The sequence below is a fragment of the Pseudoalteromonas piscicida genome (assembly GCF_000238315.3).
Lineage (GTDB): Bacteria > Pseudomonadota > Gammaproteobacteria > Enterobacterales > Alteromonadaceae > Pseudoalteromonas > Pseudoalteromonas piscicida.
In genome coordinates this window covers 1,269,392-1,291,641 of the sequence record NZ_CP011924.1, presented here as the reverse complement: position 1 = coordinate 1,291,641, position 22,250 = coordinate 1,269,392, and the positions used below count along the sequence as shown (strand labels likewise).

The window sequence follows — 22,250 nt, the reverse complement described above, 5'->3', positions numbered from 1 at the left end:
AATAACAGTCAAATAAGAATGATGAGTACGTCCTTGCTATGAAAAAAGGGTTTATGCTGGTCTGCGATGGCAGCAATGGCGCTGGAAAAACGACGGTTATTGCCGGATTGGAAGCGCATTTAAAACAACGCGGTATTGAAGTTGTGATGACTCGTGAACCTGGTGGAACAGAGATCTCAGAGAAGATCAGAGAAATCATTCTAGATCCCTCAACCCCCGAAATGACAGACATGACGGAGCTTATGTTGTTTGGGGCTGCGCGTGCTCAGCACGTTCGTGAAAAAATTATTCCAGCACTTGAGCAAGGCAAAGTCGTTATTTCTGATCGATTTGACGCTGCAACATTTAGTTTTCAACATTATGCAAGAGGACTAGATCTTGCCACCATCACAACCATTAATCAGCTTGCGCTTGGCGGTTTTCGTCCAGACATGAATTTGATTTTGGACTTGGATCCTGAAGAGGGCTTAAAGCGAGTTAAATCGCGAGGTGAGGGGTTAGATAGACTTGAGGATGAAAAGCAACAATTTTTGCAGCGCGCACGTGAGGGTTATCTCGTTCAAGCGAAAAATGACCCTGAACGATTCACTGTGATTGATGCCAGTCAAACTAAAGCACAAGTACTTGAGCAAAGTATTGAACTGCTTGATAGCTTGATAGCCAAACACCTTACAGTGGATGGCAATGAATAATTTGCTTCCAAGTTGGCACAGCGGCGCTTTTAGTTATCTTGCTCGGGCACAGCAAAATGGTCGTTTGCACCATGCTCAGCTGTTATCTGGTAAAAAAGGCGTAGGGAAATCTCTGCTTGCGGCGCACTTGGCAGATGCACTTTTATGCTCACATCCACAAAATCTCACTGCCTGTGGGCAATGTAAGCCGTGTAACTTGAACTTAGCTGGTAATCACCCAGATAGACTGAGTGTAGTACCTGAGGGAAAATCAATCGGGGTGGACGAAATTCGAGAGATTACGCATTTCTTGAACCATTCAGCGCAGCAAGGTGGCAATAAAGTCGCGTTGATTGAACACGCGCATTTGATGACCCATTCAGCCGCTAATGCGCTGTTAAAAACACTTGAAGAGCCAAATGCTAATCGTTATTTGGTCGTTACCAGCGATGATGACAGTAAATTACCAGCCACTATTTTGAGCCGTTGTAATAAAGTGTCGATTCACTCGCCCAATCAAGCAGAGGCTGCGCAGTGGCTGGCTGCTAAAAATGTCGCTTGTGATTTCCCTTGGTTTGATGAATTTTCTCTACAGCCATTTATTATCGAAGCGTGGCAACATGAAGGTGCACTTGATGATGTGACTGCGCTTTATCACGCGGCGAATCAATTAACAGTAGAGAGTGCGCAAACGGTTGAAAAGATTTTATTAAAGCACAGCGCAATGAGCGACGTATTCGCCCGTTTTTTGCTAAACCGTCTTAAAGGGACGATGACTCAAGGGAATGGTTTGAGCTTTAGCCAATATCAAGACTTAGTGAGCTTAGTACATCGGTTTATGTACGAACAGAAAAATGTGTTAGGGTTAAATCAAAACCTTAGCATTTCTAATTTACTTTTTGCCTTACAAAAACAGCTATAAAGAGGTGGTGCATGCAAGAGTTACTTGCGGATTTTGAAGATTTAGATGAGCTATATCGTTGTTATATGCCATTTCTGAAATCCGGTGGCATATTTATAAAGTCCAATGCCCATTTTGATATGGGGCAAGAATTAAAGCTCAGAGTCACCTTGCCTGACGCCCTAGAAGCGGACGAAGTTGAAGTTGTAGTTGCTTGGTTAACACCGCAGGGCGCGCAAAATTCTAATCCACCAGGGGTTGGCGTTGCGTTTGTTGACGCGCCAGCTCTGAACGATAAAATAAATAAGCTTCTGGGTGCGACTTTGCATTCAGATAAACCAACTTACACCATGTAGAGCCGGTATGATTGTAGACTCTCACTGTCATTTAGATAGACTCGATTTTGAAAAGTTAGGCCTAAGCCTTGAAGAAGTACTCAGCAACGCGAGACAAAAACAAGTAGAACACTTTTTATGCGTTAGCGTGACGCTAGACCAATTTCCATCCATGTTAGAAAAAATAGCCCATTTTGATGATGTTTCTGCATCTTGTGGGGTACATCCACTGGATCAAAAAGATAAATTGGATGTTGAAAGGCTAGTGCAACTGGCGAGTAATGATAAAGTCGTTGCTATTGGTGAAACTGGATTAGATTATTATTATTCAAAAGATACGCATCAGGTACAGCAAGAAAGCTTTGCCGGACACATAGATGTGGCTAATCAGCTACAAAAACCTCTGATTATTCATACTCGTGATGCAAAAGCGGACACAATAGACATTATGCGTGCTCACAATGCGCAAAATTGCGGTGGCGTGTTGCACTGTTTTACCGAAGATTGGCCGATGGCAAAGCAGGCACTAGACCTTGGTTTTTACATTTCAATCTCAGGTATTGTGACGTTTAAAAATGCGACCGCGCTTCAAGAAGTCGTTAAGCAAATCCCTATGGACCGATTGCTGATTGAAACCGACTCACCTTATCTTGCACCCGTACCGCATCGTGGCAAAACTAACCAGCCTGCGTATGTACAAGACGTTGCGTATTATATTGCTGACTTAAAAGGAATGAGCTACAAAGCGCTTGCAGAGCAAACCACGAATAACTTTTACTCTTTATTTAATTTGGTGAAACGCCAAGATGGTAGCACAACTTAATCAGCTACCTCAGGTGTTGATGGGCCCGCTGGTTCGCCGAGCTGAGCAGAATAAAATTTGTATTCAGATTGTTACTTGTGAAGCCGTGGACATCTCGGCTTCGCTATTGGCCCATCAAAGTCGATGTGAGGTTGAGACATTTCAGCTCGGTGCAGCCTGCTTTTTGCATTTTTTGATGATATGCAGCGAGAAGGCTCTGCCAACAGCGCAGCTGCTTGAGTATCAAGTGCTCATTAACGGCGCGGCGTATAAGTCAGATTACCTGCGTTACGGAGAAGAGCTTAGCTTTGCGATACCTGCTAAACTGAATCAAATATTACATGGCTCATGCCGTAATCCTCATCACCACGCAAAAGACAGTCTACATACTGCAGATCAGTGGCAAGAGCTGCAACGCGAGCTTGGTGAGTTAGGCGCTGACTTGTGTATTTTTTCTGGCGATCAGATCTATGCAGATGATGTTGCCGGCGCCATGTTGTTGGCTATTCATCAACTTATAGCAAGGCTAGGTTTGTTTAAAGAAACCAAATTGCCAATGCACCTACCTGCTGATCAACAAGCCCAGCTTTACCATCGTCACTTATATCTACCGAAGACGCCATGGCAGGAGCGCTCAAAGTTTTCACCGGGCTACTGGTTTCGAAAGGATGAACCGCACTTTTCTAGTGTTAAGGCCTTTAATCACCTAATTTTCTTCGAAGAGTTTGTCGCCTGTTACCTGTTAAACTTCTCTCATCTTGCTTGGCAGTTGGTTAACTTTGATGCGCTTCATTATGATGGTGGCAACGACAAAGTTAGGCGAATATTTGAGTCCGAACTTGACGCCCTCAAAGGCTTTGTTGAAACGTTGCCTAGCGCTGAGCGGTTGTGTGCGAACGTGCCCGTATTAATGATGTTTGACGACCATGATGTGACCGATGATTGGAACTTGACGGCTAAATGGGAACAGGCAATTGCAAACCATAAAGTGAGTCGCCGTATAATCAGTAATGGCATCATTAGCTATTGGCTGTTTCAAGGCATTGGCAATGACGCGTTTGAGTATAGCGGGGCGCTGACATCAGGTTTTAATTCAAGCCTGATTGACAACGAATGGCACTTTTCGGCGTTTGACAAACTAGTTCGTCGATTCACACACTGGCACTATTGTTTAGATACGTTTCCAAAAGTGGTGGTGCTAGATACTCGCACACATCGCTGGCGTAATGAACAGGATTTCAATGAACCAAGTGGTTTACTCGACTGGGAAATGTTGATGGAGCTGCAAGACACACTTATCGACCACAGTGCAGTATTGATGGTAAGCCCAGCGCCAGTATTTGGGGTAAAGGCAATCGAAACCATACAAGCTGTATTTAACACCTGTGGTGAGCCACTGATGGTGGATGTGGAAAATTGGATGGCACATGAAGGGGCTGCGAAAAAGCTCATTGAAATTTTTAAGCGTCCAGATACACCAAAAGAAACAATTATACTCTCCGGCGATGTACATTATTCATTTTGCTTTTCGGTTCAGGCACGTTTTGGTCGTCATGATAACCGCATTTGGCAGTTAACTGCATCAGGAATAAAAAATGAATTTCCAAAGCCGCTTATCAATATTTTAGATAAGATGGACACGATTTTGTATGCCAAATATAGTCCTCTGAATCTCTTTACGAAACGTTGGCAGCTATCTGTAAGTAAGCATCCTTCTTCACTAAAAAAACATGGCTATTTGGTGTCAGACTCTGCGATTAGCTTAGTAACGCTTGAAAACGGCTTGCTAGAAAAGTATGAGCTACTACACGGCACGGGGATCCACAGTCATTTTGAGTTATAAATCCTCGAAGGCTGAATACACCGTTTTTAGCTATTTGTAGCTTAGCTCGGTAGCGCATGTATGCTTGCATGATGCGCTAAACCCATCAAAAAACACATGCTCTTTTTCGCTTTTGCTATAGTTAATATAACGCGGGCTAACATCTCGACTATATGACTCTACTCAAGCGCATGTATTTGTTCGTTGTACCATACAGCACACTGAAATGGTTTTGTGTGGTGCCGCTATTGTTATTACCGAGCTTTCCTTGTGCTGCCAGTTTTCCCGAATTTAGCGATACGGCGCAGGTTATGCGACGCTATGACTATAATTCTGGCCTCAGTCAGGTCACGATAACTGCCATTACGCAAGATCAACTCGGGTACATTTGGGTTGGCACACAGTCAGGCCTAAATCGTTTTGATGGTCATGATTTTGTTCAATTTGAAGTAAAGCAGAACTCCAAACATCATCTCTCTGGCGGCTTTATTACCTCACTATGCCACAGTGGTAAATATATCTGGGTTGGAACAAGTACAGGGCTTAGCATTTACGATACTGAAGCGGGGACCTTTCGCTCTATCTTAGCGGCGCAGAATGAGGCGGTTAGCTCAGATAGAGTGAAAAAAGTGGCCTGTTATGGTGAATCAGTCACTGTATCAACAGAAGAAGGCGACGCTTACCGGGTTAACTACCAAACTTTAACGCCTGAAAAGCTCTATTTAACCGGTAAATTTGTTCGTGAAGTCCAAGAAACAAGGAATGCATTTGTTTACCTCAACGCAGATGGCCTAGTTAGTCAGCCTAAAGACAAAGTCGGAGCCAATGTTCTGTTGGAAGGTGAGTTTAAAACACTGTCGCTTTCCCACGGACGCATATTCGTGGTTGACGCGGATGATAAAATCATTAGTTTCGACACTCAGTTCAATAAAGTGCAATGGCAAAAGTCGGTCAGCGCGAAAGTAAACCTCAGCATTCATCAAATTAAAGTCAGAGCGAATGAAATACTCGTCGCGTCCAACACGGGTGTGTTTATTTTAGACCTGCAAGGTAATATCAAACGTCATTGGTATCGTCGCGCAGAGCAATATGACGGACTACAAGACAACAATGTTCTGAGTGTTCAACGAGATAGAAATGGTGATTTATGGATTGGTACGGAATCACAGGGGCTACACTTTTTTAGTCAACTGAGCGAATCGTTTGGTCACGTTGGTGAACAAAACTTTCCGCACGCGCCTTTGGGGCATCCAGATGTTAGGAATTTCGCATTAGACAGTAGTGAGCGTTTTTGGATAGGTACGTCATCCGGTTTATATATTTATCAAAAATCGAGCTTTATCGAAGCGCATCGAATTTTCCCGAGTTTATCTGCAATCAAAGGAAGCTTTATCACCCAAGTAAAGATTTATGATGACACCTTGTGGGTAACAACAAGGGGAGATGGCGTTGTTAGATACGCTTTAACACAAGGAGAATACATCCATTTGATGCCAGACTCTGATAATGGCCCAGAACTCAGTTTTAATGATGTCATTGAGTATCAATCTCAGATCTTAGTGAGTTCAAGGACGCTAGGTCTTATGAGGTACGACGAAGAGTCGAAAACCTTAGTGCAGTTTTTTGAAAATCGTTCAGATGCGCCTTCACACGTGTCGTCGTTTAAAGTGGTCGGACAGGACCTATGGTTTGGTTCTATTGGTGAGGGGTTGTTTAGGTTTAACAAAGGTCAGCTTCATAACCTCACCACACAGGATGGCTTAAAGTCGAATTTGGTCTTTATGATAGATGAAGATCCATGGCAACGTATCTGGGTTGCAAGTGAAGCGGGTATTAGTTTAGTTGATAAACAAATGAAAGTTGTCCGTACTATTGGTGAGCAAGAGGGACTAGGAAACCAAGCCGTGTGGGGTCTGGTTTACGATGACTACGAATACATGTGGCTTGGCACCAGTGGTGGGCTGTCGCGCGTCAATGTAATGGATTTTGCCATTGATAACTTTTTACCCATTGATGGAGTACAGGCACATGAGTTTAACTACAATGCCGCGTGGAAAGCCCCTGATGGCCGAATTTTTATGGGCGGAGCCAAAGGCTTTAATCAATTTTTTCCTCAGAATGTATCAATTTCAAATACCGCGCGACCTATTTTGGTTTCCACAATCGAATTACTAGGCGAGCCATTAAAGCCAAGTCTTGATGGGATCCTCACGGTCGCACCGGAGCTTGCGGGTTCATTGCGGCTACGTTATGACCAAAATATTATATCGCTACAATATTCAAGCTTAGATTTTGGTTCTGAGAAGCTGAACTTTTATTACCGTATTAAAGGATTAAGCGACAAATGGTTAAAACTTGCAAATGGAGCGCGGCAAATAAACTTACTCCAGCTTGAACCCGGCACCTATCGAGTAGAAACCTATACCGTAAATCGCTTTAATATGCAGTCGCCCGTTCATGAATTTAGTATTTATATCGCCGCGCCAATTTGGTGGAATGCCTACTCGAAAACTCTTTACACCTTAGTCATTGTGCTGATCATCGCTGCATTTGTTCGAGCGAGACAACGGCGCTATCAACAAGTAGTGCGGGATAATCAGAAAATGTCTGCGTTACAAGAGCGGTTGGAGTTGTCGTTGTGGGCGAGTGGTGACGAACTTTGGGACTGGCATGTTGAGTCGGGTAAAATTTATCGCTACAGCGTGAATCCAAGGATCGACTTTAGTGAACTCCAAGATAAACTTATTCTCAATGAGCTTGACCAGTTTGTACACCCAAAGGATTGTGTGTTACTTGAGGAGCGTCTGCAATCCTGTGTCGACGGACGAGAAGACGTGTATGAACTGTCTATTCGAGTCAAAGATCAACAAGGAGAGTGGATCTGGGTATTAGATAGAGGAAAGGTGGTGGCCCGAGATGACAATGGTAGAGCAACGCGGATAGCTGGGGCACTGAAAGATATTGCTGATTTGAAAGCACATCAACAAGCCTTGCAGTCGTTAAACGAGCAACTTGAGATAAAAGTCGCGATGCGCACCGATGAGCTATATAAAAAGAATCAGAAACTTGAGCAAGCAATGTTTGAGTTAAAGCAAACGCAAGAAGACTTGATTGAAAGTGAAAAAATGGCTTCTTTGGGTGTTGTGGTTGCGGGTGTTGCGCATGAAATCAACACCCCGTTAGGTATAGCTATCACCGCACTTTCGCATAATGAAGACTGTTTATCTGAGCTGGTAGAAAAGCTTGAGAATAAAACTCTTAAGCAAAAAGATTTGGTCACCTCCATCGATGCACAGCAAGAAGGCTATCTGCTGATCAGTCGCAATCTGCAAAGAGCAGAAAGCCTTATTAGTAACTTTAAGCAAGTCGCAGTCGATCAATCCAGTGAGACGGAGCGTGATATTAACCTGCTTGAATATATCAATGATGTATTCGATTCACTCAAACCATTGGCTAAAAATAAAGAAGTATATTTGTCTATAGATGGGAATGCTGGTGTAAATCTTTCCACCTATCCAGGCGCGGTTTATCAAATAATGGCAAACCTATTTAACAATTCCGTTATCCATGGCTTTGAGGGGAGTGCCTCTGGCACAGTCAGCGTGTTAGTTGAGGCGACAGATAGCCACTGGACTATTGTATACCGCGACAATGGTGTCGGCATGGACGAAGCAATGCAAAAGACCTTGTTTGAGCCATTTGTAACCACAAAACGTAATCAAGGCGGATGCGGATTAGGCATGCATATTGTTTATAATTTGGTAACGCAACTTTTAAAAGGGGAGATCCGCTGTAAAACGGCGAAATTACAAGGTGTCGAAATTACAATAAAAGTACCTTTCAAGAAAATAATGGCTGAAAATTAACTTAGGTGAATTACTGCAAGCTAACGGCCTGTGACAATGCTTCTTTTAGGAGTTTGTCATGTTCTTATTATCTCAAGTTTTGGTTACCGTTGCTGTTTTACTCGATCTCGCCTCATTTCAATTTATGAAACGCCAGCAGGTGTTATTGGCACTAAGCTTGTCGACTGCACTTACTGCAATTCACTTCTATCTACTTGATGCTATGGCTGGTGCTTTGCTTATGGCGGTTGCGAGCCTCAGATATCTGGTGTTTATCAAGTCGCAGTCAAAGCGCTTGCTTATCGGGTTTCTACTACTCAATACAGTGCCACCTTTAGTACATTTAAATGCAAGTTACGAACTTTATGCTGCTTTTGGTAGTGTCTTATTGACATTTGGCGCATTTATTCGCGAGCAGGTGGCATTTCGGTGTGTGGTGATGTTAGGTACAGTGTGCTGGCTGATACATAATTGCTATGTCGGCTCACCCATGGCGATTGTGCTAGAAAGTACTTTTTTGGTGAGTAATTTGATTGGGCTAGGGCGAATTTATATGAAACGTAAAACGAGTAAGTTGAAGGCTGAGTAAAACGCTCTGGCTAGCAGCCGAGTTGAAGTGGATCCAATTTTACTGGTATAGACACTAATAAAATTAGAAATATATAAAATAATTCATTGGGTTAGATGAGGCTCTACCTACTTTTCAAACCATTCGCATTGAGTACAAGTGGTATCGAAAACGCGCTGAAATAAAAAATTAATAAATAATCTTTATATAAATCATAATGTTAATATCTATTTGTGTAATAATTGCATAAATAATATTGTATACAATATATCTATTGTGTATTGTTTGTTCGTTACCAAAAAAACACTCAAATCAATGGGAACAAAAGGACAACAATATGTGTAATAACAAAAAAACAGCGCAAACACTGTGTAAATCACTCACAGCATCAGCACTTGCTTTAGCATTGGGGACTACTACTGCATTTGCTGCAGATGGCAATAGTACTGTGAAAGGGAGCATTGTTAATGGTCAAGGTCTTGAGTTATCGCAGGCTCAATTGACCTTTACACATAAAACTAAGGGGCTGAAGTTTGCTGTACAAACGAATGGCAAGGGCGAATACATTTTACGTAATCTGCCTGTTGGCCGTTACAGCGTGTCAATTAATAAAGCAGGATTTGAAACTGTTATTGAAGAGGATGTTGAGCTTAATATTGGACAGGCACTGATCTTAGACGCTCAACTATTACAACAAGGACAGGATATAGAACGGATAGCGGTGAGTGGTACGGCTATCCGACGTGTTGATATGGCCTCGTCAACGGCTGGCGTAACCTTTACAGACGCAGAGCTCAAAGTCATGCCAGTAAACACCGGCTTTGAAAGTATCGCGTTACTCGCACCGGGTACCGCTGAACCTGGTGGTAGTTCGTTTCGTGGTGCATCAAGCTTTGGCGGTTCTTCGTCAGCAGAAAATGGCTATTACTTTAATGGCCTAAATGTCACGAGTATTCAAACGGGTTTAGGCTCAATTCGCTTGCCTTGGGAAGCTATTTCGCAAACCCAAATTAAAACGGGGGGAATTAGCCCTGAATTTGGTGGTGCACTAGGGGGGGTAGTTAATGCAATCTCTAAATCTGGTGATAACGAATTTAACTTAGGGGCGGAAGTGAGGGTCGATCCTTCATCAAGCCATAGTTATCACGACTCTAATTATTTAGATAACGGCACCATCAATATAAATACTGAGCAAGATTATGACTCGTTCAAAGAACTGCAAATCTGGGCGAGTGGCGCACTCATTGAAGACAGCTTATTTTACTATGGCCTGTATGCGCCTCGACGAGAGGTTAATCGCTGGGCTGGACAAACGACCTTCAATGACAGAAGCCGAGATGAAGACCGCTGGTTTGCAAAACTAGATTGGTTCATCAATGAAGACCACTCAATCGGTTTTTCAGCCATGAATAACAAAAGAGAATGGACGAGACAAACCTATGCCTATGATTGGGAAAGCGATGCGATTGGTGATAAACAAGGTGTAGCGGCTCCAGGTGAAGATGGCGGTAAGGTTTACAGCATCAACTATAATGGCTACTTTTCAGACTTCTTCTCGGTGTCTGCGGTAGTTGGCCGAGTCACAGAAAATGTAGAAAACATTGTCGCATCGACCGTACCGGGAGTTTGGGATGAAAGAGAAGGGACGGTAACGTTATCAAGCCACACGGCAAGCGGTGTTTCTGAGCAAGAATTTATCCGTGACCAAGCGAGAATAGATTTTAATATCGATTTGGACTACCACTCCATTCTGTTCGGTGTCGATTATACCAAAGTGACAGTAGATTATTTTGAAGGTCAAAATGGTCTTGGTGATGCTGAAGGTTGGTGGACAATTAAAACCGCTGGTGAAGGGAGTATTTCCGGTGCTGCACTTGGTCAAGATTATATTGAACGCCGAGTGAGGACTCGGACGGTTGACTCAGAGGTTAACTCGCTTGCTTTCTACGTGAATGATTCTTGGCAAGTCACCGACCAACTCGTGTTAAATCTGGGCCTGCGTTATAGTCAGTTTGAAAACACCGTTACCGACGGCAGAGCATTTGTTGATATGGATAACCAACTTGCGCCTAGATTTCAAGCGATTTATGACCTAAATGGTGATGGCGAATCCAAAGTTTTCTTTACTTACGGACGATACTTTCAACCTGTGTCTGCCAACATGAACATCACTCAAGGCTCGGCTTCAGTAGAGTGGTTTGAGTATTTCGACCTAGATCAAGTAGACAGTGATGGTTATCCTATTTTATTGAGTGATGGTTCGCCAAGTCGAGGGGAAATGCTTCGAGATAGACGCTGGCGCCAACGCGGAATTACAGAGCCCGGTTTGATAGCTTCGTCCACCCTTAAGCCGATGTATTCTGATGAATTGACCTTAGGGTATCAGACCACCGTTTTTGACGATATGGCATTTGGAGTTAGGGCGATTTATCGAGATCTTGGACGCAGTGTTGAAGATACGGATGTCGGGCCTGTGCTTGCGAAGAAATTGGCCGAACTCGGTATCCAAGACAATGTCGGTCAGGGTTCTTACTATGTGCTAAATAACCCGGGTGAAGCGATCACCATGAGTTATGACTTTGATGGCGATGGCCAAGTCGATGAAGTGACACTTAGTGCAGAAGAGCTTGCCCTGCAACAAGCAGTGCGTAAATATCTGGCACTTGAATTTACCTTAGAAGGCAATATTACCGACAAGTTACGGATTAATTCTTCTTATACTTGGTCACATAGCTATGGTAATACAGAAGGTTTAGTGAAAACCGATAACGATCAGGCCGATCCAGGTTGGACAACTTCCTATGATTACGCGGATCTGATGGATCACGGCTATGGTAATTTGCCGAACGACCATCGCCATTCAATAAAAGTATCAGGTTCTTACGATATCACAGATGAGTTAACTCTGGGGCTGGTTGCAAGAACGTCATCAGGTCGCCCGACTAACTATTTCTCAAAACACCCTGTCGGTGTAGATAGCTGTGCGCCTGGTAACCCTTGGGATGCTTGCGTGAGTAAATATTACGGCCATGTTTCGCATTACGACGAAAATGGTAACCCAGCCCCTCGTGGCAGTGTAGGTAATCTTCCTTGGGCAACCACGGTAGACTTATCACTCAGTTACTCTACCGACATCATGGGACATGACTTGTTACTCAAGGGCACCATTTATAATTTACTAAACAGTGATAAAGCGCTTGGGATCAATGAACAGCGCTCTTTAGATGGTGCAAATGGCTTAATCGTTAATCCTGACTACGGCATAACAACGTTACGACAAACTGAGCGTTACGCGTCGTTGGTTGCAAGGTTTACATTCTAGTTTCCCTGGTGATAGCCAAGTCTGGGTGCTATGCACCTAGTTCTTGGTTTAAGCCAAGCCAAGTGTTTGGCTTATTTCATGTCACGGAGAGTATGATGACGTTAACAATAGATTTGGAGCAGATACTGAGTCACGCGAAAGTAATAGAGTCGGTTGACATGCATACCGCCGGAGAGCCTTTGCGGGTGATTGTCGGTGGCTTCCCTGAACCTCAAGGCAACACTATTTTAGATAAACGGCAATACTGCGTAGAAAATCTTGATCACTATCGCACCGCGCTGATGTATGAGCCTAGGGGTCATGCTGATATGTATGGTGCGCTTATCGTTGAAAAGCAGTTACCAGAAAGCGATTTTGGCGTGTTATTTCTTCATAATGAAGGGTACTCAACAATGTGTGGTCATGCGATTATTGCTTTAGCCACACTATTTTTACAGCAGAATCCTGCAAAGAAGCAGTTATTGATAGATACGCCTGCTGGGCTAATTACCGCATGGCTAAGAGACGGCCAAGCTGAATTTGCCAATGTACCAGCAGAGGTAGTGACACGTGATAAGCAAGTCAAGACATCTGAATTTGGTTTAATCTCAGTGGATATCGCATTTGGTGGTGCGTTTTATGCCTATATTGACGCTGATAAAATCGATTTAGCTCTTACGTCAGAAAATGCAGCTTACATTCAGCAGTTAGGTTTAACGCTTAAACAAGAAATTGCAACACAGATTAGCTTAGTGTGTGACGATGCGCGCCTTGCGTTTTTATATGGTGTGATTTTTTATTCCAATTCTCAAAAATCGGACTCCGCTCACAGTAAGCATGTGTGCATTTTTGCCGATGGCGAATTAGATCGCAGTCCAACAGGGACTGGGGTCAGTGGTCGAGCTGCAATTCTTGCCGCCAGAGATGAGCTCGCCGCAAACCAACGTATCTTTATTGAAGGTATATTAGGCTTGGGCTTAGATGTTTGTTATCAACTTAGTGATGATAGTAAGTCGTTGATCCCAATAGTTTCGGGCACGGCCTATATTACAGGCCGACACCAATTTATTTTAGACGACCACGATCCATTAGTAAGAGGATTTTTACTACGATGAATGTAGATTACGCAGCCAGACAGCAACGCTTAGTCAATAAATTACAACAACATCAAAGTGACGCTATCATTATTTATGGCTACGAGAATATTGTATATTTAACTGGCTTCACCGGTCATGCAGCAACATTGTTGATGTCTTCAAATGGGCGACACCGACTCATTACCGATTATCGTTACTTTGAGCGTGCTAGCAATGAAGCGGTGGGAGTCGAAGTCATTTTAAGAAATCGTGATAAAGAAACGTTACCTGATTGTATTTTTAGATTATTGGATGGGCCGCGACAGCTTGCATTTGAAGCGCATCAAATCAGTCACGCAGATTATGTCTCATTAAACATCAGCGCAAAAAATACCACGCTTGTTGCCGCGCCGCTTTGGGTGGAATCACTAAGGCAAGTTAAAGATAGTGATGAAATTAACTGTATTAAACGTGCCGCCGAGATAGCTGACGCTGCGCTTGCCCATACACTGCCTTTGTTAAAAGTAGGGATCACTGAGCGAGAAGCGGCAATTGAGCTTGAGTATCAGATGCAAAAGCTAGGCTCCGAAGGTCTCTCTTTTGACACAATCCTATTATTTGGTGCTCGTTCTTCCTTACCGCACGGAAACCCAGGACAGACAAAACTTAACCTAGGCGATTTGGTACTTATCGACTTTGGTGCGGTGATAAGCGGCTATCGCTCTGATATGACGCGAAGTTACGTGTTAGGGGAGCCGACGAAGCAACAACAATCCATTTATGACACGGTCCAATATGCGCAGCGAGCTGCGTTGGCGCTAATAAAAGCAGGCGTTAACTGCATAGATTTAAATAACGCATCACACGATGTGTTGAGTCATAGTGACTTTTCACAATACGCAGGTGAGGGACTTGGCCACGGGGTGGGGCTATTTCTACACGAGCAGCCGTTTATTAAACCTGGGGTCGATCACCAATTAGAAGCTGGCAATATCATAACCATAGAGCCGGGTATTTACATTCCAAATTATGGTGGTGTGCGCTTGGAAGAAGATGTACTGGTGACTGAAAGTGGTTTTGAATGCTTAACCCACGCGCCGCAAGTATTTCAGCTAACAAACTAAGGGATGATGATGCAAATTATTACTCGCCAAGAAGTCGCGGATAACCTCAACTACCCAAGCTTAATCCAAGCGCTTAAACAGGGTTTTGCGCAACCAGCAGGTACACCAACACGGCAAGTTTTTGAGCTAGATAATAGTCACAACAATCATGACGCTTTTGCTGTTTTACCTGCTTGGAATGCCGATGTGATTGGCGTAAAGGCGTTTACCTATTTCCCTGATAACAACCAGCACGATAAAGCCAGCCTTTACTCAAAAATCATGCTGTTTTCTAGGCAGTTCGGTGAGCCGCTCGCGCTTGTGGACGGCACCGAAGTAACATTGTGGAGAACCTCTGCTGTGTCAGCATTAGCCGCGGAGTATTTAGCACCTAAACATGCCAAACATTTGGTTTTCTTTGGCTCAGGCAATTTAGCTAGTTACATGATTAATGCTCATTTAAGTGTTAGAAATTATAGTAAAATTTCAATAATTGCACGTAATTCTGAAAAAGGACGCCTGTTGCTGGAGCTATTGTCCTCGCAGCATCAGGGAGTGGAATTTTCATTGTATCAGCAGGCAACCGCATCTGTTATTGCTTCGGCAGATGTGATCAGCTGTGCAACAGGCAGTCATACGCCTTTGTTCAATGGAGAGTGGTTGAGCGATGGTACGCATATAGATTGCATTGGCAATCACCATAAAGATTGTCGAGAAATTGATACCAAAACGGTAACTAAGAGCCGCGTTTTTGTAGATAGTCGCGCCAATGTATTGAACGAGGCGGGCGAATTGTTGTTACCGATCAGTGAAGGTCAATTTAGCCCCGAGAAGGTGGTTGCAGAGCTTAGCGAAATGACTAAAAATAACCTAGGTCGAAGTAACGAGAACGAAATTACTTTGTTTAAGTCTGTAGGAACGGCATTAAGTGATTTAATTGGAGCGAAATTAGTGTATGACTTGGTTCAAAAATAAAGAGCACGGTAAAGTGTACGAAGTAACCGCAGTAGTCAAAGCTGCTGATAAGCGCTTGGTGAATCCGCTTATTTGTCACGAATGTCACATGCTGGTCAGTTATCAAGGAGTTGGTGGCGAAACGAAAAGTGAAAAGCTGCTTTATGACGAGGTGTTTTACAAAGCGTTTCAAAACCACGATAGCTGTTACGTCATGGTGGATGAGAATGGTATTCGCCATTATTATCCAAGTGAATAAAGTGACTTATTCAATTAAGTGAACACAATTAAGTGAATAAGCGCTAATTTTTGACCTGACAGAGTACAAATATAGAATGCTATGAAAACTGACATTTCAGCTATTGGTCAGGTGCGGGCTGCGGTACTAACATGTTTTTGCCCCAAAGTGTGTTAGTACAGATGCTCTAAATGACTCAAATGAGCGATCAACAGTCGTTGAATATATATACAAATTCAATGCTAGGTTATATTTAAACTAAACCTATTATTCTCGCTAACTTATAAAAATGCGCCAAAAAAAGTCTTTGGCGCATTTTTCTTAACGTTGTGCATTTCGCAAAATTTGTTTTTTACTCAAAGTAGATTTAACCATTTTTGTGAAATCTTTACCATGCTGACGCTCTGCACTTTTATTTCGAACATTTCTTCTTCTTTCTAAGAAAGCTTGCTCTTGTTTTAAGTGCAGGTAACTATCATATCGTTCGGCTGTTATATTTCCATATTCTAGTTCCTGTTGAACTGCGCAGCCCGGCTCACCTTCATGTGAACAATCTCGAAAATGACACAAATTAGATGCACTTTGAATTTCACCAAAAACGGCTTCAATATCTTCTGATTCAGCCCAAGCTTGCACCTCTTTGATACCTGAAGAATCAACAATATACCCGCCGTTTTCTAATTCAAACAGATAACATGCAGAAGTGGTATGTCGACCTCTTTTATCTTTATCTCTGCCGGAATTAGTTTTCTGTATACTATTTTTGAGAATAGTATTTGTGAGCGTTGATTTACCTACACCTGATGGGCCGATAAACATTCCAACTGCTCCATTTACCAAATATGACACAACTTCTTCGATGCCTGTTTTATCTTCCGCGCTGCAAATAATGATATTGATATCGAGCGCAACAGTTTCTAACTGTCGTTTAATTAAACTTGCCATGTCATTTAAATCGCACTTATTCAAAATGACGATAGGAGTAGCGCCGCTATTCCAAGCAATTGTTAGCAGTCGTTCAAGTAATCGGTCAGAATAGTGCCGCTCACGATCAAGACCCAATACGATAAACACATAATCAACATTGGCTGCGATTGCCTGTTGTTCGGTAGTGTTACCAGTGAATTTTCGGCTAACAAGGCTGTATCTTTTCTCAATGCCGTTAATTAAATAATGAGAGTGTTCATTTGCAACATTCACCCAATCTCCGACACATGGGAGAGACTCTTTACTTTTAATAGTATGTAAAAAACTTCCTTTTAATATTGCAGATTTAATCCCGCTTTCGGTTTGAATTTTATAACTATCGTAATGCTTTTCAATAACTCTGTACTTGCTATGTGTGTTCATTGTTACTACCGCTTTCTATACTAAGTTGCTTTAATCTTGTTAAGACCATTTTTGATGGGAATGGTAATGACATAATTGGTTCCGCAGCTATCGTGAGAAGCAACAATTCGTTATCGTCCGCAGCTACTCTGTTGGTTCTGATAGTCTTACATTTTGAACATTTATGAATTAATGACCATTCTTGATTTTTCTGAACATGAATGCCTATTGGCTGCATAATTCCGCGACAGCTTGATCGGCGATCCCCAGCTTTGATGTCCATATGCACACTACATAAACAATATGGGCAATGGTTTCTATGCTGACCACCATAAATAATTGGCGAAACCCCTTGACCACATGATGCACAAATAAATGATTCTTGTGGATTTTGTCGAATGGTATTATTTCTCGTCATAATGCTTAACCTCTTTTAAAGTGATGGCTCTCCTTTAACCATAATATATATTGACTGACCGTACAGTCAGTTTCTTATGTAAAAATTTTTGATAAGTAATGTTTGTAAAAGGCCTTTTTTATTTGGCCATTTTTACGTACTTCTCAATAAACACTTGTTTTACTGTTGGCAACTCAAAATCTTCGCCAAGAAACAAGTAGTTCAATGCAATACCGTCAATTTCAGCAACAAATAGTTTACTTAAAATACTGCTTGATTCATAACCTAAAAAGTCAAAGATTTCCTTAACTTCGGTTTGTAAAATTGTCGCTCTCTCTTCAATTAAATCTTGAAGTAATCTTCTTGTTGAAGGTTGAAACATTACATTAAAATTTAACTGATATATGTATTTATGCTCATCAACCGACATTGCCGAAAAAATAGACTCAATAAAAGCAATTAACCTTTTCACTGGGTCTGTTTCCTGTTTGTATGCTTTACTAGAATTACCGATGATTTCAGTTATTCTTGCAAATATCTCTCTTAACAGTTCGTCTTTAGTTTTAAAGTGGTGAAACACTAAACCCTTAGAAGTTTCAGCTTTTGCACAGATTGTCGAAATAGACGTTTTCTCAAAACCGTATTCAGCAAAAAGTTCTATTGCAGTTTCTAAAATTTGTTCGCGTTTATCCACATTATAACCCTTAACAATCATACTGACCGACTGGTCAGTATGGGGGATTTTATAAGATAATCACTTATTGTCAACTGGTTCTTTTGTGAACCCATAAATCAATGGGGCAGAGGCGTTGATTTGCCCCTTCACCAGCGACAGCTTCTGGCACGCAAGAGACCTATAGAGTATTTAACCTAACATGCTTTTGTCCAAAAATAAGTTCATTTGACCGCCCGCTATTCGCTCTTTTCGGCCATTAATCAGTTACGAACGGTCAGATTCGGTTGAACAACAAAACAAATGAACAAAACAAATGGAACAAAACAAATGGAACAAAACAAATGGAACAAAACAAATGGAACAAAACAAATGACACCCATCACTATTAATATCCAAGCTGAGGAAAACAACAAAACAAATGACACCCATCACTATTAATATCCAAGCTGAGGAAGGAGAAAAACAAGAAAAACAAGTGACACCCATCACCAAGAAAAACAAGTGACACCCATCACAATTAGCATCCGAGCTGAGAAAGTGAAGTAAAAAAGTATAAAAATACTTCAATCACTTCGGTCAAAAACGTTTATCGATTGGTTGTTTTTTTAGCACTCAAGCGTATCTCTACACTAAAACCGGGTTATCACACACGACAAAGCGCTGTAAATACAGCAGTAAGAAACTCTAGAATTGAGAATGTGGGTTTTGCTATGCTAACAAGCGCTCGCAGTTTGTTAGGTTTGTCCGCCGTCGTTTTTGCAGTGTTTCGCAGTAAGCGGTTATTGTTCGCTCTCGGCCAACCGCACCGTGAAATACCCGAGAAAATTGCGTAGTAAGTTTTATCCAGTTCTCAGGCTCTATATTTAATCGAGTAAGAATGGGTTGAGACTCACAGATATAGCCTCGCTTGTCGGCTCTAATACACTGGCCCGTGAGCTCAACCAATTCAATATAGGATTTGAGCTCGAAAGGCAGTCCTTTAGGCATATGTTGTCGTGGGCTGCCAGCAAAGCGTAGTAGGCTTTTTGGTTGTTTGCCCTGTTTAGCGTAGTCGATGCGTTTTTTGATGCTGGTGTAGTCTGAGGTTTCAGGCGTTGCGGCAATTTTGGCTCTAATTGGGTTTAGGTCTACGTAAGCGAGACAAGCAGCCAATGCTGCCTCGTCTAGTAATGCTTGGGACTTAAACCGTCCTTCCCAAAACCGACCTGTACAATTATCTTCTTTATTTGCTCGGCGGGCGATGTCTTCGTTAAGCACTCGCATAAACCAGCTAATATCTGCGAGCCTTTCTCTGTACTCATCAACCAGCTCATCTAGCATCAATTGCTCCGACTCATTGAGTGGCTCACCTTCAGTAAATTTACGGCTTATCTAATTACCTTTAAACAACTTGTGCCATCGTATCACAACTGCTTTATCCGACAGACGCTTAGCCTTTTTATCATCAACATATAAAACAATGTGAGTGTGATTACTCATCACGGCATAAGCACAGACATCAATACAAAACACAGACCCCAACATCAATAGCTCTTCTTCAACCCAATCCCGGCGGTGTTCGTATGATTTGCCAGTAAATTTATCTTCACCGCACAAAAATGCACGCCTTACGCAACGGGAGATACAGTGGTAGTATTTGGTGTCGGTTAAACTGATTTGTCTTTTACGGGCAGTTGCCATAGTTTGATTTCCTCAATCCTTTGAGTGCATAATTAAAGCGTAGGCGGTATCTTAGGAAGGTGCAAATTAGTGGTGGGTGTCAGCGATTTGTTCCTTGATGGAAAGCGAATAACCATTTTAATTGAACAAGGTAAAGGAGATAAGTCACGCTATGTAGTGGCCTCCGATAGCGTACTCAACCAATTACGCAGTTACTGGAAAATGTATCACCCAACAAAGTGGATGTTTTACTCACGATGGTTAATGGATAAACCCATATCAGCATCAAGCTTTAGGAGACCATTACGTGAGCATGCACAACATTGCGGTTTAACTCACTGTAATCCACATGCATTACGCCATGCTTATGCAACACATCAACTTGAATCAGGCATGCCGTTGCACCAACTTCAACATCAGCTTGGACACAATGATATTAAAACCACGCAAAGCTACTTACATTGGTTACCCGAATTGGGATATGGCGGTGTTGATTTACTCGCAAGTTGGGTTAAACCATGAGCACTTTACATCTCGCGGATATTTTAAATTCGAGCCTTGGGCATTATCGGCAACATCATATAATGAGCTATCAGCAGCTACGCGTCTGTCAGCACCTTGGGTGTAGCTGCCGAGACCGTCACTGTCCACGGTGTCAAGGAATGGCAACGGCAAGGTGGATACAAAAGCAGCAAGAAAACTTATTACCATGCCGCTATTTCCACCTTGTTTTTACGCTTCCTCATGAGCTTAATGTCATTGCTCATTATAATCCAAGTGTGTTGTACCAGTGTTTATTCAAGGCTGCATGGCAAACCTTGAGTAAATTTGCCAATCGAAAAGGGCATGGTCAATTAGGAATGACTAGCGTCTTGCATACTTGGGGGCAAAATTTAAGTCAGCATATTCATTTACACTGTTTAATCCCTGCAGGTACGCTAGATAAGGTTCAATGGAATGAGATAGAAAAAGGCTATTTATATCCCGTTAAAGCGTTATCAACGGTCTTTAAAGGAAAAATGCTAGCGGCGCTTAATGAGTGTAATACTTCATTGGTGAAGATAAACACGCCAGCAAAATGGTGCGTGTATAGCAAAGCCTGTTTAACATACAGTGAAAAGCTAGTCAGCTACCTTGCACGGTATACCCGAAAAGGCGTAATGTCTGAATCACGTTTAGTATCAGCGAATGTACAGTCGGTGAGCTTCAAATACCGAGTTTACGCAGATGATAATCGTGATAAAGTGATGACACTGAGTAATGACGAATTCTTACGGCGCTATTTGTAGCATGTACTACCGAAAGGATTCATGTGTATTCGGCATTACGGTTTTTTAGCCAATGCATGTCGCAGGTGAAAGTTAGCGCTGATAAGGTCGCAGGCGTCATGCACATGCAGAGCAAAAAGAGGCCAAAGACAGGAGAAAACGTGACATTGATAACGAATTGGCCTTGTCAGCATTGTAAGGTAGGTATCTTGCGGCTAATTGGCGTATTCAAGTTAGATGCAACACCGACCAAAGTAGACCGAACGAGTTAGCAGCTTGATAGCTGCTCAAAATCAATTAGTTAACCTGCTTAATTGCTCAGGCTAGCGGCCTCTATACGCTAAAAAAATATAATTGCTTATTAAGGTAAATTTAGGTGTAATGAATACATAATGAGCGCTGAGCAATGCAGGGAAAGCTTACATAACACTAGCTAAACTGAATACACTAGCTAGGAAAGTGAGAGCCTCCAAAAAGCAAATTCCCTTAGCATAAATAACACCAACTCTGAGACATCGAGCGGGTAGCAGCTCAGTCCAACAAGCGATTATGCAACACAAACTGCGTGTCGCATAAATACTAAAGTGTTAGGTTCTAAGAGGTAGCGATGAGGCATCTACTATTAACTCTCACATTGCTCTATGCATCAACAGCCTGCTCAACGGTGCAAATAAGTGAGATTTTCAAGTTTGAAGGTGAAAAATTCAGCCTTGAGGTTATGCCAGAAGGCAAAAGCCCTTTAGAAAGTCTTTATACCTTCGATGAGATACTATCTAAGCTCAATCTTGAAGGCGGGTGTTCAGCTAATTGGCGAGGATACCAAGGGACTTGGGAGGTTATTGACGACGAGCTTTACCTAGTATCTTTAGTAAAAGGGGCTTGCTCAGATAACCCACCTTTAGTTGATCCTTCATCATTCTTTGAAACTGGAACCTATCCAATTAAGGCCAAATGGTTCTCTGAAGAAATAAAAATACGCCTATCTGAAGATGAGTACATTGATTGCGAATCCTCTAAAAGCAATGAGCATATGATTGGTTATAGGTACGATGCAACAATCTACAAATTTGATTCTGGAAACCTTACAAAGAAGTACAACGATACAGTCGAGGTCATATTTGACCACGAAATTGGAAAATGCCTGAATCAACAAGATTGACGAACCTAACAATCGCATTAAAGCCGACCCATTACACGCTTGCTGGGTCGGCGCAAGGCCTCAAAAGACTAGCAAGGAAAAACAAATGAAAGGAAAAACAAATGACACCCATCACAATTAGCATCCAAGCTGAGGAAGTGAAGTAA

Annotated in this window: 17 protein-coding genes and 2 pseudogenes; 15 read left to right on the top strand and 4 right to left on the bottom strand. The window is 42.3% G+C overall.

What is annotated here, in order from left to right; all coding sequences use genetic code 11:
• The first annotated feature begins 38 nt into the window (after positions 1-38).
• The 12 genes from tmk (at position 39) to PPIS_RS05895 (ending at position 15,637) form a co-directional block, all read left to right on the top strand.
• Positions 39-692, top strand: a complete 654-nt coding sequence (gene tmk / locus PPIS_RS05950) for a dTMP kinase (RefSeq protein ID WP_010372537.1) — start codon at positions 39-41, stop codon at positions 690-692.
• Positions 685-1,593 (top strand): DNA polymerase III subunit delta', encoded by a 909-nt coding sequence (gene holB, locus PPIS_RS05945; RefSeq protein ID WP_010372539.1) that lies wholly within the window; start codon positions 685-687, stop codon positions 1,591-1,593. The genes tmk and holB overlap by 8 nt, the downstream gene beginning before the upstream one ends.
• 11 nt (positions 1,594-1,604) lie before the next feature.
• Positions 1,605-1,928, top strand: a complete 324-nt coding sequence (locus tag PPIS_RS05940; protein ID WP_010372542.1) for a PilZ domain-containing protein — start codon at positions 1,605-1,607, stop codon at positions 1,926-1,928.
• A 7-nt stretch (positions 1,929-1,935) separates the two neighbouring features.
• Positions 1,936-2,730 (top strand): TatD family hydrolase, encoded by a 795-nt coding sequence (locus tag PPIS_RS05935; protein WP_010372545.1) that lies wholly within the window; start codon positions 1,936-1,938, stop codon positions 2,728-2,730.
• Positions 2,714-4,552 carry an alkaline phosphatase D family protein gene (locus PPIS_RS05930; protein ID WP_010372548.1) on the top strand — a complete coding sequence of 613 codons (1,839 nt, stop codon included), beginning with the start codon at positions 2,714-2,716 and terminating at the stop codon, positions 4,550-4,552. Before PPIS_RS05935 ends, PPIS_RS05930 begins: the two co-directional genes overlap by 17 nt.
• Positions 4,553-4,767: 215 nt before the next feature.
• The gene (locus PPIS_RS05925; RefSeq protein ID WP_019647341.1) at positions 4,768-8,397 is read left to right on the top strand and encodes a sensor histidine kinase; all 3,630 of its coding nucleotides are present in this window, start codon (positions 4,768-4,770) and stop codon (positions 8,395-8,397) included.
• A gap of 58 nt (positions 8,398-8,455) precedes the next feature.
• Positions 8,456-8,965, top strand: coding sequence for a YgjV family protein (locus tag PPIS_RS05920; RefSeq protein WP_010372554.1), 510 nt, complete (start codon positions 8,456-8,458; stop codon positions 8,963-8,965).
• Positions 8,966-9,281: 316 nt separating this feature from the next.
• Positions 9,282-12,266 (top strand): TonB-dependent receptor, encoded by a 2,985-nt coding sequence (locus PPIS_RS05915; RefSeq protein ID WP_010372557.1) that lies wholly within the window; start codon positions 9,282-9,284, stop codon positions 12,264-12,266.
• Positions 12,267-12,361: 95 nt separating this feature from the next.
• Positions 12,362-13,360, top strand: coding sequence for a proline racemase family protein (locus tag PPIS_RS05910; protein ID WP_010372560.1), 999 nt, complete (start codon positions 12,362-12,364; stop codon positions 13,358-13,360).
• Positions 13,357-14,445 carry a M24 family metallopeptidase gene (locus PPIS_RS05905; RefSeq protein ID WP_010372563.1) on the top strand — a complete coding sequence of 363 codons (1,089 nt, stop codon included), beginning with the start codon at positions 13,357-13,359 and terminating at the stop codon, positions 14,443-14,445. The genes PPIS_RS05910 and PPIS_RS05905 overlap by 4 nt, the downstream gene beginning before the upstream one ends.
• Before the next feature lie 9 nt (positions 14,446-14,454).
• Positions 14,455-15,399: a bifunctional Delta(1)-pyrroline-2-carboxylate/Delta(1)-piperideine-2-carboxylate reductase gene (lhpI, locus tag PPIS_RS05900; RefSeq protein ID WP_010372564.1), complete on the top strand. Its 945-nt coding sequence runs from the start codon at positions 14,455-14,457 to the stop codon at positions 15,397-15,399.
• Positions 15,380-15,637: a hypothetical protein gene (locus tag PPIS_RS05895; protein ID WP_010372568.1), complete on the top strand. Its 258-nt coding sequence runs from the start codon at positions 15,380-15,382 to the stop codon at positions 15,635-15,637. Before lhpI ends, PPIS_RS05895 begins: the two co-directional genes overlap by 20 nt.
• A gap of 300 nt (positions 15,638-15,937) precedes the next feature.
• Here the strand turns inward: PPIS_RS05895 and rsgA are convergent, their stop codons facing one another.
• The 4 genes and pseudogenes from rsgA to PPIS_RS05875 form a co-directional block, all read right to left on the bottom strand.
• On the bottom strand, positions 15,938-16,966 hold the full coding sequence (gene rsgA, locus PPIS_RS05890) for a ribosome small subunit-dependent GTPase A (protein WP_010372577.1): 1,029 nt from the start codon (positions 16,964-16,966) through the stop codon (positions 15,938-15,940).
• A complete protein-coding gene (locus PPIS_RS25785) occupies positions 16,953-17,363 on the bottom strand; it encodes an RNHCP domain-containing protein (protein WP_019647342.1) in 411 nt (136 codons plus the stop codon). The genes rsgA and PPIS_RS25785 overlap by 14 nt, the downstream gene beginning before the upstream one ends.
• Positions 17,364-17,481: 118 nt before the next feature.
• Positions 17,482-18,036 (bottom strand): TetR/AcrR family transcriptional regulator, encoded by a 555-nt coding sequence (locus PPIS_RS05880; RefSeq protein ID WP_010372582.1) that lies wholly within the window; start codon positions 18,034-18,036, stop codon positions 17,482-17,484.
• Positions 18,037-18,726: 690 nt separating this feature from the next.
• Positions 18,727-19,698: pseudogene (locus PPIS_RS05875) on the bottom strand (transposase).
• A gap of 69 nt (positions 19,699-19,767) precedes the next feature.
• Between PPIS_RS05875 and PPIS_RS05870 the strand changes: the two are divergent.
• From PPIS_RS05870 to PPIS_RS05860, 3 genes and pseudogenes are all read left to right on the top strand, one after another.
• The gene (locus PPIS_RS05870) at positions 19,768-20,199 is read left to right on the top strand and encodes a tyrosine-type recombinase/integrase (RefSeq protein WP_010372585.1); all 432 of its coding nucleotides are present in this window, start codon (positions 19,768-19,770) and stop codon (positions 20,197-20,199) included.
• Positions 20,196-21,217 (top strand): annotated as a pseudogene (locus PPIS_RS05865) (IS91 family transposase). The gene PPIS_RS05870 and the pseudogene PPIS_RS05865 overlap by 4 nt, the downstream one beginning before the upstream one ends.
• 335 nt (positions 21,218-21,552) lie before the next feature.
• Complete coding sequence (locus tag PPIS_RS05860; protein ID WP_010372590.1) at positions 21,553-22,104, top strand: hypothetical protein; 552 nt, start codon at positions 21,553-21,555, stop codon at positions 22,102-22,104.
• Positions 22,105-22,250 lie beyond the last annotated feature (146 nt).

Bases quoted from the DNA above. Each gene is read 5' to 3' on its own strand.
- PPIS_RS25785 (WP_019647342.1), bottom strand. From the start codon at position 17,363: ATGACGAGAAATAATACCATTCGACAAAATCCACAAGAATCATTTATT.
- PPIS_RS05935 (WP_010372545.1), top strand. From the start codon at position 1,936: ATGATTGTAGACTCTCACTGTCATTTAGATAGACTCGATTTTGAAAAG.
- PPIS_RS05910 (WP_010372560.1), top strand. From the start codon at position 12,362: ATGACGTTAACAATAGATTTGGAGCAGATACTGAGTCACGCGAAAGTA.
- holB (WP_010372539.1), top strand. From the start codon at position 685: ATGAATAATTTGCTTCCAAGTTGGCACAGCGGCGCTTTTAGTTATCTT.
- PPIS_RS05905 (WP_010372563.1), top strand. From the start codon at position 13,357: ATGAATGTAGATTACGCAGCCAGACAGCAACGCTTAGTCAATAAATTA.
- PPIS_RS05930 (WP_010372548.1), top strand. From the start codon at position 2,714: ATGGTAGCACAACTTAATCAGCTACCTCAGGTGTTGATGGGCCCGCTG.
- lhpI (WP_010372564.1), top strand. From the start codon at position 14,455: ATGCAAATTATTACTCGCCAAGAAGTCGCGGATAACCTCAACTACCCA.
- PPIS_RS05940 (WP_010372542.1), top strand. From the start codon at position 1,605: ATGCAAGAGTTACTTGCGGATTTTGAAGATTTAGATGAGCTATATCGT.
- PPIS_RS05860 (WP_010372590.1), top strand. From the start codon at position 21,553: ATGAGGCATCTACTATTAACTCTCACATTGCTCTATGCATCAACAGCC.
- PPIS_RS05915 (WP_010372557.1), top strand. From the start codon at position 9,282: ATGTGTAATAACAAAAAAACAGCGCAAACACTGTGTAAATCACTCACA.
- tmk (WP_010372537.1), top strand. From the start codon at position 39: ATGAAAAAAGGGTTTATGCTGGTCTGCGATGGCAGCAATGGCGCTGGA.
- rsgA (WP_010372577.1), bottom strand. From the start codon at position 16,966: ATGAACACACATAGCAAGTACAGAGTTATTGAAAAGCATTACGATAGT.
- PPIS_RS05895 (WP_010372568.1), top strand. From the start codon at position 15,380: ATGACTTGGTTCAAAAATAAAGAGCACGGTAAAGTGTACGAAGTAACC.
- PPIS_RS05920 (WP_010372554.1), top strand. From the start codon at position 8,456: ATGTTCTTATTATCTCAAGTTTTGGTTACCGTTGCTGTTTTACTCGAT.